Origin of the sequence: Runella salmonicolor (assembly GCF_024158025.1) — a bacterium.
Classification (GTDB): Bacteria; Bacteroidota; Bacteroidia; order Cytophagales; family Spirosomataceae; genus Runella; species Runella salmonicolor.
Genome location: NZ_JAMZEL010000002.1, coordinates 342,315 through 355,876 on the forward strand (window position 1 = coordinate 342,315; position 13,562 = coordinate 355,876).

General features: G+C 44.4%; 11 protein-coding genes. 7 read left to right on the forward strand and 4 right to left on the reverse strand.

The window, feature by feature from the left end; translation table 11 throughout:
* Positions 1-46: 46 nt before the first annotated feature.
* Both NCI00_RS07320 and NCI00_RS07325 read left to right on the forward strand, forming a co-directional pair.
* On the forward strand, positions 47-1,216 hold the full coding sequence (locus NCI00_RS07320; RefSeq protein ID WP_253526343.1) for a CPBP family intramembrane glutamic endopeptidase: 1,170 nt from the start codon (positions 47-49) through the stop codon (positions 1,214-1,216).
* Between the two features lie 82 nt (positions 1,217-1,298).
* Positions 1,299-3,059: a TIM-barrel domain-containing protein gene (locus NCI00_RS07325; protein ID WP_253526345.1), complete on the forward strand. Its 1,761-nt coding sequence runs from the start codon at positions 1,299-1,301 to the stop codon at positions 3,057-3,059.
* Between the two features lie 10 nt (positions 3,060-3,069).
* Here the strand turns inward: NCI00_RS07325 and NCI00_RS07330 are convergent, their stop codons facing one another.
* Positions 3,070-4,653 carry a Na+/H+ antiporter gene (locus tag NCI00_RS07330; RefSeq protein WP_253526347.1) on the reverse strand — a complete coding sequence of 528 codons (1,584 nt, stop codon included), beginning with the start codon at positions 4,651-4,653 and terminating at the stop codon, positions 3,070-3,072.
* A gap of 615 nt (positions 4,654-5,268) precedes the next feature.
* Between NCI00_RS07330 and NCI00_RS07335 the strand changes: the two genes are divergently transcribed.
* Together NCI00_RS07335 and NCI00_RS07340 are read left to right on the forward strand one after the other, a co-directional pair.
* Entirely contained in the window at positions 5,269-5,904 is a 636-nt protein-coding gene (locus NCI00_RS07335) for a TetR family transcriptional regulator C-terminal domain-containing protein (protein WP_114065626.1), read from the forward strand.
* Between the two features lie 18 nt (positions 5,905-5,922).
* The gene (locus tag NCI00_RS07340; protein ID WP_253526349.1) at positions 5,923-7,257 is read left to right on the forward strand and encodes an ABC1 kinase family protein; all 1,335 of its coding nucleotides are present in this window, start codon (positions 5,923-5,925) and stop codon (positions 7,255-7,257) included.
* A gap of 156 nt (positions 7,258-7,413) precedes the next feature.
* Here the strand turns inward: NCI00_RS07340 and NCI00_RS07345 are convergent, their stop codons facing one another.
* Positions 7,414-8,922 carry a D-apionate lactonase family protein gene (locus NCI00_RS07345; RefSeq protein ID WP_253526351.1) on the reverse strand — a complete coding sequence of 503 codons (1,509 nt, stop codon included), beginning with the start codon at positions 8,920-8,922 and terminating at the stop codon, positions 7,414-7,416.
* 356 nt (positions 8,923-9,278) lie between these two features.
* Here NCI00_RS07345 and NCI00_RS07350 point away from each other — a divergent pair, with 356 nt between their 5' ends.
* Positions 9,279-9,431, forward strand: coding sequence for a hypothetical protein (locus tag NCI00_RS07350; protein ID WP_253526353.1), 153 nt, complete (start codon positions 9,279-9,281; stop codon positions 9,429-9,431).
* Between the two features lie 46 nt (positions 9,432-9,477).
* Here NCI00_RS07350 and NCI00_RS07355 read toward each other — a convergent pair whose 3' ends face one another.
* Positions 9,478-11,142, reverse strand: a complete 1,665-nt coding sequence (locus NCI00_RS07355) for a T9SS type A sorting domain-containing protein (RefSeq protein ID WP_253526355.1) — start codon at positions 11,140-11,142, stop codon at positions 9,478-9,480.
* A gap of 142 nt (positions 11,143-11,284) precedes the next feature.
* Here NCI00_RS07355 and NCI00_RS07360 point away from each other — a divergent pair, with 142 nt between their 5' ends.
* Positions 11,285-11,731: a hypothetical protein gene (locus NCI00_RS07360; protein ID WP_253526358.1), complete on the forward strand. Its 447-nt coding sequence runs from the start codon at positions 11,285-11,287 to the stop codon at positions 11,729-11,731.
* A gap of 6 nt (positions 11,732-11,737) precedes the next feature.
* Positions 11,738-12,598: an alpha/beta fold hydrolase gene (locus NCI00_RS07365; RefSeq protein WP_253526360.1), complete on the forward strand. Its 861-nt coding sequence runs from the start codon at positions 11,738-11,740 to the stop codon at positions 12,596-12,598.
* Between the two features lie 84 nt (positions 12,599-12,682).
* Here NCI00_RS07365 and kdsA read toward each other — a convergent pair whose 3' ends face one another.
* Positions 12,683-13,537, reverse strand: coding sequence for a 3-deoxy-8-phosphooctulonate synthase (gene kdsA, locus NCI00_RS07370; RefSeq protein ID WP_114463645.1), 855 nt, complete (start codon positions 13,535-13,537; stop codon positions 12,683-12,685).
* Positions 13,538-13,562: the final 25 nt, after the last annotated feature.

Below are 13,562 nucleotides of genomic sequence, written 5' to 3' on the forward strand. Positions count from 1 at the left end.
CCCAATTGATTTTCCAGTAGTACTAGTACTATCTGAAAATCATTTCATGAAAGAAACCTCTACTTCCTACCCCAAAGCCCTCTTGCGTAGTGCTGCCTTAACACTGCTATTTTTCGGGCTATTTTTATTGACCAATTGGCAACTTCCTGTGAGGGAACTGATACTCTCAAGTCCCTACTTTCTGGTCATTTTTTTTCTGCTTTTTACCGTAGGCAAGCCGAATGTTGTAGCGCACTGGAAAGAATCTCTCCAAGGCAACCCCGAAAAGGCGGTTATTTTTCCGCTGATTTTAATTGGGGTGCTCTACACTTATTTAATGGTTCATGGGCATACTCCTTTTAAAGGTTCGGCGGGTTTGTTCATTTTCTATTTGTTGTTTCCAACGCTGGGGTTTTTAGCTTTCCCAAAAACAGCTCTGCCCGTTACATGGTCAGACATTGTATTTGTATTGTTGATTGTTATCCCCGCCACAAGTATGTCCTTTGGGGTGGGCACGTCGCTGCCTTTCAATGGCTCGGGGTTCAGCAACGCCATGCGTTTAGTGATTATGATTTCGACCGTGTATAGTTTCAATTACATCCGAAACCTCCCCGATGTGGGCTTTTATCCGAGCTTCCGTTGGCAATATCTCTTTACGGCACTTTGGGTATGGTTAGCTTTTGTGGGGTTGGTCGCGCTTTTGGGATATTTTGGAAATTTCCTAAATCTCAAGGGACACAACATTCTCTCCACTGAATTTGCTTACGAATGGGTCAAAGATTTCGTGCGTATTTTTGTGGGTACGGCATTGTTTGAAGAGTTGTTTCTGCGTGGTTTACTTCAAAATATCCTTTCGAAAAAGATAACTCAAAGCGGAAAATGGCCCGTTTACTGGAAGTGGGGATTTGCCATTTTTATCGGGCTATCATTCATAACGGGCTATTTTGTTCAACTCAAAATGGCTTGGTTTCCCGTACTTATAACGGTGTTAGTTTTTATACCAGCGTATTTTGTCGAGAAGCAACAGACTGGTATTCAGGGTTCTTTCACTGCATTGGCCATTACGAGCATTTTTTTTGGCTTAGTTCATTTTCATTCGGGTTCTCTGCTTTTTGTGGGCTTGGCCAGCATCGCAGGTTGGGCTTATGGGTATACCTACATGAAAACCAACAGTGTATTTTATGCGGCGTTGGTACATGCACTGGTCAATTCTTCAGAATTCCTTTTTCATATTTAAATTACAATTCACGCAGGAAGCAAAGGGGCGAAGACGCGGTGTTGCTAATCTCTTTGGGCCTTTGCGTGACAACAAATAAATAATGAGACGAACACTAAAAAAAGTCGCCAAAATTTTGGCCTATACATTGGTCTTTTTAGCGGTCTTTGGCTATTTCTATTTTATTCTCCCTTTTTGGGGAATGCCTTTCAATGCCCAACGGCACGGCAACCCACCTCTGACACCCGCATGGGCGTTGGAATGTTGGTTGTGGGAGGATGACCAAAACACGGCCGCCTACGCCGATTCGCTACTAGCGGGCTACCGACAATACGATATTCCAGTCCGTACCTTGTTGATTGATAGCCCTTGGAGCCTCCGATACAATGATTTTGAAACCGACACGAGCCGTTATCCAAATCACGAAAAATGGTTCATGGGCTTGCAAGACCAAGGCTATCGAGTGGTGTTATGGATGACCTCAATGGTCGACAGTTACAGCAAAGACTCTAAAATTCAAGAATCAGGAGAATTTTACCGAGCGGCTAAAGAGAAGGGCTACTTGGTGGGGAATGGCAACGAAATCAAATGGTGGAAGGGAAAAGGCGGGTTTATTGATTACACCCACCCTGAGGCTAAACAATGGTGGCAAAACATGCAGCAAAAAGTCCTAAAATACGGCATCGACGGTTGGAAATTGGACGGCACCGCTACCCTCTTTCGGAAACAACTCGGCCCCATTCCTTTTTTATACCAAAAAGCCCATTCTGGTTGGCTGACTACGCGCCAGTATATGGATTTGTACTACCGCGAAGAATACGCCAACGGCCTACTAACCAACCCTGAATTTGTGACCTTGGCCCGTGCCATGGATCGGGGGTTTCATCCCGAAGGATTTGCTCCTATTGATGCTTCGCCCGTCAATTGGGTAGGCGACCAAAAACATTATTGGCAAAGTAAAAGTCAAACACCCGCCCAGGGCGAAGCTCAAAAAGACATTGCGTTGGAAGGAGTACAGGGTTTTGAATCGGCAATTGAAAGTATTTTAAAAAGTGCCAAATTAGGCTACAGTGTTATTGGGTCCGACGTGGCGGGCTTTTCGGGAGATTCTATCCCCGCCCGCTTGTACATTCGCTGGGCGCAATTTTCCACCTTTTGTGGGTTGTTTCTCAATGGTGGGCATGGCGAACGAGCGCTTTGGAAAAGAAGCCCCCAAGAACTCGAAATCATCCGTCGTTTTTCATGGCTGCATACCGAATTGGTCCCCTACATGTACAGCTACGTAGTCTCCGCGCATCGCGGCGGCACACGACTTCAGCGACCAATTGAGGGAAAATATCACTACCTATTCGGCGACAATCTGTTTGTCGCACCGATTTACAAAGATGAATTAGAAAATGAAATCCATTTGCCAGAAGGACAATGGCGGTATTGGTTTGACGACAAAGAGGTTATAACAGGACCAAAAACCTTTACTAAAAAATTCCCCCTTGAAGAATTTCCTGTATACGTAAAAGAAGGGGCCATTGTTCCCCTCCACATCCAACGCGCCTATACAGGCAAAGGAGACTCTACCTCGGCCAATCACCTCACATGGCTCATTTATCCCAAAGGAAAAAGCGAATTTACGGTTTACGATACCAGAGACCAGACGCCTACGACGCTGATGGTTGACCAACAAGCCAACCTATTAAAAATACAATTTAAGGGCAAAAAGCTTCCTTCAATCCTAACAATACACGCTCCTGAACGACCTAAAAAGATAACCGTAGGTGGAAAAAAAGCCTCCTTTCAATATGATTTAAAAAAACAAAAACTAAGTTTCAAAACAGACATAATCAACGAAGCAAAAGTTTGGTGGTAGCCTATCCACTTCACTCATTCAACCGCGCTTCTTCCAAATCTAGTTCGTATTCTTTGTTCCTGAGCAACTCATCAGAGTAGTGTTTTTCGTTGCGTAGTTTGTAGAGTTCGCTTCTGCGGATGGCGACCAGCTCCAGTAACATCCGACGGTATTTGGGCAAAAAGTGCGGAGTTGCTACTTCTTTTTCTTCCTTCAACAGCTTGCGGTTGGCAATATCGACCATGCGTTCGTAGCGGTCTTTGATGCGGGTGTAGGCGTCAATGGAATTGAGCTCGTCGGGGTAATTGGTTTGAAGATGGTTTAACGCGGCTTCGGCCAAACGCAAACGTATCACGATCTCTTGCTCTTTATCATCACCTTCTTCCTCCTTAATATCCAGCCATTTAATAATGGAAGTGAGACTTAACCCCTGAAACACCAACGTAAACAAAATAACCACAAAGGTGATAAACAGGAGCAAGTCACGGTGGGGAAACGCTAATCCATTGGTCAATGTCAACGGCACCGCCAGCGCCGACGCCAGAGAAACCACTCCTCGCATCCCACTCCAAGCAATCAGAAATTCGTTTTCCCACTTCATCCTTTTCTCTTTTTTAGACAAACGACAAGATAGATAAGCCCCAGAAAACACCCAAACTATCCGCACGATGACGGTTACAACACTGATAATCAAGGCATAAAAAACCAGCTCAACGAGGGTATACTGCTCCAGACCAGTAATGATTTGGGGAAGTTGCAGGCCAATCAGAATGAATACCAGCCCATTGAGCATAAAAATCAGCGCTTCCCAAACGGAGTACGCCTGAATGCGACTATTATACGTAAAAATTTCGTGGGAACGGAAACTCAGAAACAACCCACCGCTCACCACCGCCATCACCCCCGAAAAATGATAATGTTCAGCGGCGATGTACATCAAATAAGGAGAAATAATCGTGAGAGAGGTGTCGATACTCGGCGTTGTAGGCAAATATTTATGGACAAGATACAGTACGTTAGCGATACCGAGGCCAATGGCGATGCCCAACCCAGCCACCATAAAAAAGTCAGTGGTGGCTTTGGCAAACGTAAATTGCCCCGTCAGCGCTGCGGCGAGGGCAAAACGGAAAACAATAAGCGACGAGGCATCATTAATCAGACTCTCGCCTTCCAAAATGGTTACGACTCGCTTAGGCACCTTGATGCCCTGCAAAACCGACGTGGCCGCCACGGCATCGGGCGGCGAAATAATACCGCCCAATAAAAAGCCCAAAGCCAACGGGAAGTCAGGAATAAGCCAGTGTGCTATCAACGCAACGGCCGTCGACGTAAAAAATACCAATCCAAAAGCCAACATACTGATGGACCTACGGGCCGCCCAAAAATCCCGCCATGAGGTATTCCAAGCCGCCGCGTATAAAATAGGCGGCAAAAAAAGCAGAAAAACAATATCAGGATGAAGGCTTACATGAGGTATGCCAGGAATAATGCCAATCAGCAAACCCATAATAACTAAGAAAATGGGGTACGATATTTTAAGTTTCTCGCTCAACATCGAAAGCATCGAAACCGCAAAAAGAAGCGAAACAATCAATAATAGATTTTCCTGAATCATATAGGCTATAAATGGGTAATAATCAGTGGGCGTTTTTGCAAGAATAGAGCTACAAAAGTTCTAAAATAGCCAAAAAATGGACAAAATCAATGTTTTGAAAGACACATAATTTCTAAAGACAACAAACTGGGTAATGCCGCGCAAAGTGGCCTTTCAACAATCCCCACTTTGAGTACTTTATTCCCCAATGACGTCGAAAGAGTGAATGGATTGCTTTTTTACAAATCTTTGATTATCTTTCACTATCAATCTATACGCAAAATGAATAATATCTTCAGGGGGTTACTGGCCGGCTACGGCGCAAAAAAATTAGGCGGCGGTTGTTTCAGTACCGTCCTCATTTTCATTGTACTTTGGTATGTATTAGGACAATGCAGCTAAAAAAACATTCCATTTTAAACCCAAACCCCGCTCCTTTTGGGCGGGGTTTTTTATGTCTCATTTTTTTAGGCTAAAAAACCAAAAGTTGATTTCAATTTGCCTAGCAATAAAGGACGAAAATCCAGTTTTTTACAAACCTTTTTTAGGCACAGTTCGTTGTTTAAATTAAATAGATTAATCATTCGACAAAACAATATGATTAATCCTTCTCCACGACAACAGACTTCATTTTTCATGGAAAAAGCCGAAAAAATCCGAAAAACATACGTTGAGTACGTGCTTGACCACGGTCAACCTCCCGCCTCCTTTTACGCATTTGCCAAAAAACTCAAAATGACTGAGGGGGAGTTATATGAATTTTATACTTCGTTTGAGTCCATCGACATGGATTTGTGGGTTTCATTCTTTCAACAAGCCCGCACCAACGCCGAAAATGACCCTACGTATCAGGGCTATTCGGTACGCGAAAAACTATTGGCCTTTTATTATACATGGGTGGAAGTGCTAAAATCCAACCGTAGTTTTGTAACGTACAGTTATCGCAAACTTCCCCAGCCCATCGCCGCCAAAAATCCGCCAGAATTACGTCCTTTTAAGGAAGCTTTTATCACTTACGCCCACGATTTGATGTATGAAGGCCGCGAAAGTCGCGAGATTGTGGCCCGCCCCTACGTTTCAAACCGTTATCCCGAAGCCGTTTGGCTCAATACATTATATCTTTTGGACTTTTGGGTAAAAGATACAAGCCGCAATTTTGAATTGACCGACACCGCCATCGAAAAAACCGTTAACACCGCCTTTGACCTCATGGGACGCTCTCTCGTTGATACGGTCGTTGACTTAGCCAAATTTGTCTATCAAAATAGATAAGTATTCGTATTCATTAATATGAAACAACAAAACAGTATCCCCACCTCCAAAGTAGCACGGGCCACCCAATTTTTGAAAACGGGCGCCAAAATTGGCGGCAACTACCTGAAATACAACGTCAAAAAAATAATGGATCCTTCCATGACGCGCGACGAACTACATCAGGACAACGCCACGGATGTCTATGAATCGTTGAGTGAACTGAAAGGCTCCGCCCTCAAAGTAGCCCAAATGTTGAGCATGGACCGCAGCGTATTGCCGCGTCAATACGTTGATAAGTTTCAGATGTCACAATACTCCGCGCCGCCGCTTTCGGGCCCATTGGTGGTCAAAACATTTCGCGGTTATTTTGGAAAAGCGCCGCATGAACTATACGACAGCTTTGACATCAACGCCATCAATGCCGCTTCTATCGGACAAGTACACGAGGCGCAAAAAGACGGGAAGCGATTGGCCGTCAAAATCCAGTATCCAGGCGTAGCCGAAAGCATCAGCTCTGACCTAAAAATGGTTAAACCATTGGCAGTCACCTTGTTTGGATTAAATGAAAAAGACGTAGAGCGCTACACCGAAGAAGTAGAAACCAAGCTATTGGAAGAAACCGACTATGAGTTGGAACTGCGCCGCTCGGTCGAAATTTCGGAAGCTTGTAGCCACATTGAGGGGCTTATTTTTCCTAAATATTATCCTCAATTGTCCTCAAAGCGCATCTTGACGATGGATTGGCTCGAAGGTCTTCACTTGAAGGATTTCTTACAAACCAACCCAACGCAGGAAGCACGTGACCGAATCGGGCAATTATTGTGGGATTTTTATGACCATCAAGTGCACCAACTACGGCAGGTTCACGCCGACCCCCACCCTGGAAATTTCCTAATGCGGGCCGACGGTACCATGGGCGTGATTGATTTTGGCTGCGTCAAGGTTATTCCTGACTATTTCTACGACAATTATTTTACACTCATCAATCCAGATACGGTTGATGATGACGCGCTCATCGAAAAGATTTTTTATAACCTCGAATTTTTGGTAAAAGAAGATGGCCCGCGCGAAAAAGCGCTATTCACCGATTTATTCAAACAGATGATTCGGTTGCTAGGACAACCCTTCGCCTCCGAAGAATTTGATTTTGGTGATCATTCCTATTTTGATACGGTATATGCTTTTGCCGATGAATTGGCCAAAGTCGAAGAAATCCGTAATTCAAAGGTTGCACGGGGCTCAAAAGACGGTTTGTACATCAACCGTACCTACTTTGGTCTGTATTCGATGCTCAACGAACTCGGTGCCCGCGTTCGGACCAATCGCCCAGAATGGTTACGAAGCAAAAAACAGGAGGTTCAAATCTCTTAGGAAAAGAGAAATATTAAACTGCAAAATGTAAAATAATCAACCAACAGCGTTTTGCATTTTATAAACGATTACCTTATTTCAAAATAATTGACCCCACGTTAGATGTTTGTAGCGAAGATGTTTCCTACAAATATCAAGCGTGGGGTCAGTATTTTTTTAAGGCTGCAACAACGCCTCAAAAACGGGATACGCCTCTGCTTTTTCATTCATAATTCCCAATTCACCCACTGTTCGAAACATCGTGACCGATACAACGTTGGTTTGGGATAAATGCGCCAACACTTTTGCGGTCCACTCCTTTGCAAAATTGGTTTTTTGGCGACTATCTATTTGTTTTTCAAGTGGTAACACAAAATCAACTGGATTGGTCGCGTAAGGATTTGAGCGTTTGCGCAACGCAATAAATGACAAATGCACTGGTTTTTCGTACAGGTTTTCGGCACTTGCTACCGAGTACAGCACGGTTTCGGTATTTTCTAATAGCGAAAAATCATCAAATGCATGTTCTTGCGGGTCAAACGAAAAACTGACAAAATCGGCCTCGCCAGCGTCAAATCGGTTTCGGTTAAGCTCGGTAAAGTTATAGTCGGTACCAACACCGATTTTCGTATTGGGCAATTGTCGCTTTAGGTTTGGGATATAGTCAATCAACGACTGCGGCGTCACTAATTGTTGGGCCGAGAATAAAAGCAGGTGTTTGACTTTAAGATTATTCTGCTCACAAACACCCACAAAATCAGTCAATTGATTCTCAAACGCATCGGCTAAAAAAAGCGCAATTTCGAGCGGTACATTCAGCAAAGCGGCATTTTCACAATGGTTTGAAAAATTCGTAATCCAATTTGGGTCTGAAAGGGCAAGGTCGATGCGGTAGTGACCCAAATTAAGTGATTTTAGTAATTCCACGGCTCTTTCCGACAAACGCTCGGTTTCGACCGAGGCAGCAATTCCCAACTGAAATTTCTTGCGGTATAATTTCTCTTGCGACCGCTGTAACGAAGAAGCTGCAAGAATGGAAATCGGGCGCATCGTAACGCGTTGCCAAACCTTATCTCCTGGCTGCAATTGCACGGGAAAAGGCCGTGACAGCGGTGTACAAAACGTCTTATAAGACGCATCGCCCCAATTGCGTTGGTCTTCCGTCTGAAATATATCTCCCTCAAAATCAAGACGATACTCACCGCCGTTACCCGCCCGCCATTGCATGGCCCGAATGTCCAAGAAAGGGTCCTGTGCGGCAATGTAGCGCGGAAAGTGCGTTTCAGTTTTAGCGTTATCTTCGTGAAAAATCGTGACGGGTTGCTCCGCAGTTCCCTGAATAGGGTGCAGAATACAAAAACCAGCTCTGTTTCGCCGAACTGCCTGCAAAGTCTCACCTTGAATTTCGAAGGTGATTGTTCCGTCGTTGTCTCCATGAATGCGCACATTCCACTCAAAAATGGCTACCTGTGCTTCATTTATATTGGTACAAGTATACGAAACCGAAAATCTATCTTCTTGACTATCAATAATTTCATTTGTTATTAATTGGCCAAAAGTACCCCAATTATGGTCGCGCAGCGCAAAATACATCATCCGCAGCACTTCGACGCCCTGATGGGTGATTTGACGTAGGAAGCCATTTTGATAACCAATTTCGAAAGGCCCTGATTTTAAACTTTGCATACGTGGTAAGTAGAAATGAAGGATATGTTTTTGGAAAACAAACGTGTATTGGTAGGATTCTTACTGTGTACTTTTCGGAATTTAATCTAACATATTTCCAAGCATGACTCATTTCACCCATGTTAAAGGCAAAAATTAGTGAATTTTTAACTTGATATTACCATTAAAACCTCATTTTTGACAATTTTTGAGACAATACAGCATGTAATTATTTCAAGAACTTACTGCATCTACTCAACAACTTTAGGGGGTTTCTGGGACTACGTCTACCATAAATTGTACTATTCTCATTGCACATTTGGCGATACGTTGTATTATTCCGAACTTTGCATTAGATTCATCAACAAACTAAGACCATGAATACTATCAATTTTGAATATATTATCGCTTATTTTCAAGGCGCTCAACCCAAAAATTTGTTTAAAAAGTTTGAAGCCTTTGCAATTCGTCAACGAGCAGTTTTTGAAGCACTCGTCCGCACTGGGCAACCCTTTGGTGGAAAAGTGTAACAAATCGTAAAAAAAGGGGCTGCATCTACAGCCCCTTTTTCATGGGTTATCTAACAACAACCACGCGCTCACTCATTGTATATTTACCCGCCTGTACCTGTAAAATATACAATCCCGTTGGCAGATGGTTGACTTTAAATTCGTGCTTTTGAAGGCCTACATACACGTTGAATTCCTCCTGAGCCAACGTACGTCCAGTCATATCCACCAACTGAGCATGGCCCAACATGCCCGTGATACTTTCAAAGCTATACACAATTTTGTCGGTGGCAGGATTGGGCATCACTTTGAGATTCAACAGAGATGATACATTGGGGATTGACGAAATGGTGTTGTAGTCAAACTTGCACAAAAAAACCTCGCGTCCTTTCAACGTAATGGTTTTTTGCCAGTTTTGGTGCGTCATCCTCACTTCGGTCTCCTGGGTATCGGAGGTAGCATAGGGATTCTGGGCGGCAATTAGAATCTCATTCCCCTTAATTACACCGCGCCAAATCGGAGATTTGCTTTTGGCAGACTCAACGGCTGGCTGTGGGATAACCAACTCATTATCACCTTCAAAGAAATCTTTAAATTGTGATAGCCGATGCAAGCCCGCGATAAAATGTTCGTACGTCCCAAAGTTATCCTGTCGCCCGAGGTCAACGGGTCCCTCCCATAACCACAAGCCTTTGGCCCCAGAGAAAAAAGGAAATATGGCCGTGGCTTCGGCCACAAAATTGGGTACAAAGGGAATCGTAGGGTTAAAAGCATCGTGGTACCGCAACCAAACGAAGGGGATAATGGGCTTGGTAGACCACGCCCGATTCACCTCAATAACAAATAAAATATAGGCCAAATAATCTTTACCAAAAGGAGAAGTATTGTAATCGTAGTAATAATAGCACGAAGGCGTCAGAAAGTTGAGGTTGTTATGAAACGGGCCGCCCACTTTTCCCGAAAGGGTATCCCGCATCACGTGCAAAATTAGACTGGGGTCGGTTGTCCAATCGCTCCACGGCGTGAGCGTCATTCCAAGCCAATTATTGAAACTCCCCCGAATCAACACATCACTGTAACTCCCAAATTGCGTTGATGCACTAGTACGCTCCTTGACATAATCGGCGGGTGCCGCATACAGGCGCTGAATATCTCGTTTGTAGCGTTCAACAAACTGGGCATCACTCAGATTACGATAAGTTTCGGGAACACGCGGATTATTTTTAATGGTCAGGATTTCACGATCGGTATCGTGAATTCGCTCAATATCAAGGGCTATGATATCATAAGCAGGTCGGTCACTGCCCCGAGAATCGTCGAACAATCCCGCCATGTTCCGCAATTGATTGTTCCAAGTATCCCGATAGAGTCCCAAATCATTGGCCCAAGGGCTTTCCAGATTGCGTTCTGACCAAGGTTGGGTATTGGCATCGGTGGCAATATGATACCAAGTGATGGCCCTTTTGTTTACGGGAAGTGTAGCACTTTCGTTGCCTGAAAAACTGGCCAAATGGCTAAATCCGCGTCGTAATGGCCAAGATTCTGTGTCGCCAAAACGCGGCCCTTCATATATAATCGTAAAAGGAAGTGAAAAATCTGGAAATTTTTCCCACTCAATAGCGTTATTTCTCTGCACGGGCGTCCATTGTAGAGGAGCAACGCACTCTTGCGCAAAGGACGCATTAACAAACAAGACAATCAACCCCGTCAACCAACACCAATTTTGTCGCATAAAAAAATACATTATTCGTTAATAATCAATCCCTAAAGAACCATTTTCTTTTTCATAACGCTTAACTTTAGGGCTGATAAATTAGGACATGAAATAATAAAAATACTAATTTTGAGTACAAATTTAATTCGTAACACAAGCTATGAAAAAACTGACGTTCATTTATTCTCTATTATTTACTTTCTTTTTGGCTAGCTGCGACCGTTCAACAACCGACGAACCCACGAATGAGGCAACGGTCAGGGTACTGACGACCAACCCGTGGAAAGTAGACAAAATTACGGATTTGAACGGCAATGTCATCAACACCGCTTCATTACCAGAGCAATCAAAGGCGCTTTTTGGTATCAATATCCAATTCAGCGATGACAAAACCGTTCGGGCCATTGACCCCGTTGCGCGCACGGTTATCAACGGCGGTACTTGGAATTTTCTGGACAATGAAAAAACACTGGACATTGACATTAAAGATTTGAAAGGACAATTTCCGATTAACAAACTGGAACGTTCGCGCATGGTTTTGTTAAATAAAATAAATTACAACGGATTAACTTTTAATGTCTATCTGGAGCTTGTTCCAGCGCTGTAATCAACTATGCAATCTTCTATTATCCGTTTTGAAACGGAGCCTGATTTTTTTATTCATGCCGAAGGGTGGGGTGATGCAAGCGCTCCACCCATTCTTTTGTTGCACGGCGGTGGCCAAACACACCACTCTTGGGGCGATACCGCCCAGCGGCTCGCGGAGCGGGGTTGGTACGCCATCACCTACGATGCGCGCGGACATGGCAACAGCAGTTGGTCGTCAAAAGGAGCGTATTTGGTCGATGCGCTGGTCAGTGATTTAAAAGCCATCATTCACCAAGTAGGCGGCAAACCCGCCATCATCGGTGCTTCGATGGGAGGAATCACCGCGCTTGTTTTGGAAGGAGAATCGGCAGAATCACTTACCTCCGCCATCATTTTGGTAGATATTGCCCCCAAAGCCGAACAAAAAGGAATCGAGCGAATTTTTGCTTTTATGAGTTCGCACCTAGAAAGCGGATTTGCATCGTTGGAAGAAGCCGCCGCTGCCGTAGCCGCTTATCTTCCGCAACGTTCCAGAAAAGACAATTATTCTCGTTTAGAAAAAAATCTGCGTTTTCGCAAGGGACGATATTACTGGCATTGGGACCCAACAATGCTCAAAGTGTGGAAAGATGCCACCCCCGACCAGCAGATTGCCTATGAAGAGCGCCTCTTTGTAGCCGCCCAAAACCTCAAAGCACCGACGTTAATTGTGCGCGGTGGAATGAGTGACGTGGTAAGCGACCGCGTGATGGCCGAGTTTCTGGATGCCGTACCCCACGTTCGAAGTCTAACGGTTTCGGGAGCGGGTCACATGGTGGCGGGAGATTCCAATCACGCTTTCACCAACGCCGTTATTCAGTTTTTGGAAGAAGTTTATCCAGTATAAAATACACCGAAAAACCTCCTGTTTTGTGGACATTCAACCACAAAACAGGAGGTTTTTATATTCTTTTTTTAGGAAAATTCGTTGCTACCCCAATTCCTGGGCAGTAGCGCGGTATTTTACTTCTACGTTGTGGAGTTCAATCAATGGCTTCAAAAACTCTTCCAAGTAGTTGATATCCAACTGGCTCGCGGCATCACACAACGCTTCTGACGGGCAAGTATGGGCTTCTACAAAAAGTCCGTCTACGCCCGCCGCTACGCCCGCGCGGGCTAGTACTGGCAAGTATTCACGCGCACCGCCTTTGCTGTCTTTGGAAGGGATTCCGTATTTGCGAATCGCGTGCGTAACGTCGAAAACCACTGGATAACCCGTTTTGTTCATGTGATAAAAACTGCGCGGGTCTACGATGAGGTCATTGTATCCAAACGTATAACCACGCTCGGTCAGGATAATCTGCTCATTTCCACTATCTTCAATTTTCTTGACGGGATGTTTCATGTTTTCGGGGGCCAAAAACTGTCCGTGTTTCAAATTCACCACGCGGCCTGTTTTTGCGGCGGCTACCACCAAGGTAGTCTGCATACACAGATAGGCGGGAATTTGCAATACATCCACCACTTCTGCCACGGGAGCGCACTGCTCTGGATAATGCACGTCGGTCAGAAGCGTAAAACCAAATTGTTCTTTCACTTTGGCCAAAATCTTAATACCCGCTTCTAAACCTGGACCCATGTAATAGTCGAGGCTGCTGCGGTTGTCTTTCATGAACGAAGACTTATAAATTATTTTGATGCCCAGCCGCTCCGAAATTTCTTTCAGGCGTTCGGCTACGGTCATCATGATTTTTTCGTCTTCAATCACACATGGCCCCGAAATCAGGAACAATTCGTCGGAACCACATTCAATATCGCCTACGCGAACGATTTTCTTTTGTTGCATTTCTTATAGTTGATTCAATATGTTT

Excerpts from the sequence above, each read along its gene's own strand:
- NCI00_RS07320 (WP_253526343.1), top strand. The coding sequence starts at position 47 with ATGAAAGAAACCTCTACTTCCTACCCCAAAGCCCTCTTGCGTAGTGCT.
- NCI00_RS07325 (WP_253526345.1), top strand. The coding sequence starts at position 1,299 with ATGAGACGAACACTAAAAAAAGTCGCCAAAATTTTGGCCTATACATTG.
- NCI00_RS07330 (WP_253526347.1), bottom strand. The coding sequence starts at position 4,653 with ATGATTCAGGAAAATCTATTATTGATTGTTTCGCTTCTTTTTGCGGTT.
- NCI00_RS07335 (WP_114065626.1), top strand. The coding sequence starts at position 5,269 with ATGGAAAAAGCCGAAAAAATCCGAAAAACATACGTTGAGTACGTGCTT.
- NCI00_RS07340 (WP_253526349.1), top strand. The coding sequence starts at position 5,923 with ATGAAACAACAAAACAGTATCCCCACCTCCAAAGTAGCACGGGCCACC.
- NCI00_RS07345 (WP_253526351.1), bottom strand. The coding sequence starts at position 8,922 with ATGCAAAGTTTAAAATCAGGGCCTTTCGAAATTGGTTATCAAAATGGC.
- NCI00_RS07350 (WP_253526353.1), top strand. The coding sequence starts at position 9,279 with ATGAATACTATCAATTTTGAATATATTATCGCTTATTTTCAAGGCGCT.
- NCI00_RS07355 (WP_253526355.1), bottom strand. The coding sequence starts at position 11,142 with ATGCGACAAAATTGGTGTTGGTTGACGGGGTTGATTGTCTTGTTTGTT.
- NCI00_RS07360 (WP_253526358.1), top strand. The coding sequence starts at position 11,285 with ATGAAAAAACTGACGTTCATTTATTCTCTATTATTTACTTTCTTTTTG.
- NCI00_RS07365 (WP_253526360.1), top strand. The coding sequence starts at position 11,738 with ATGCAATCTTCTATTATCCGTTTTGAAACGGAGCCTGATTTTTTTATT.
- kdsA (WP_114463645.1), bottom strand. The coding sequence starts at position 13,537 with ATGCAACAAAAGAAAATCGTTCGCGTAGGCGATATTGAATGTGGTTCC.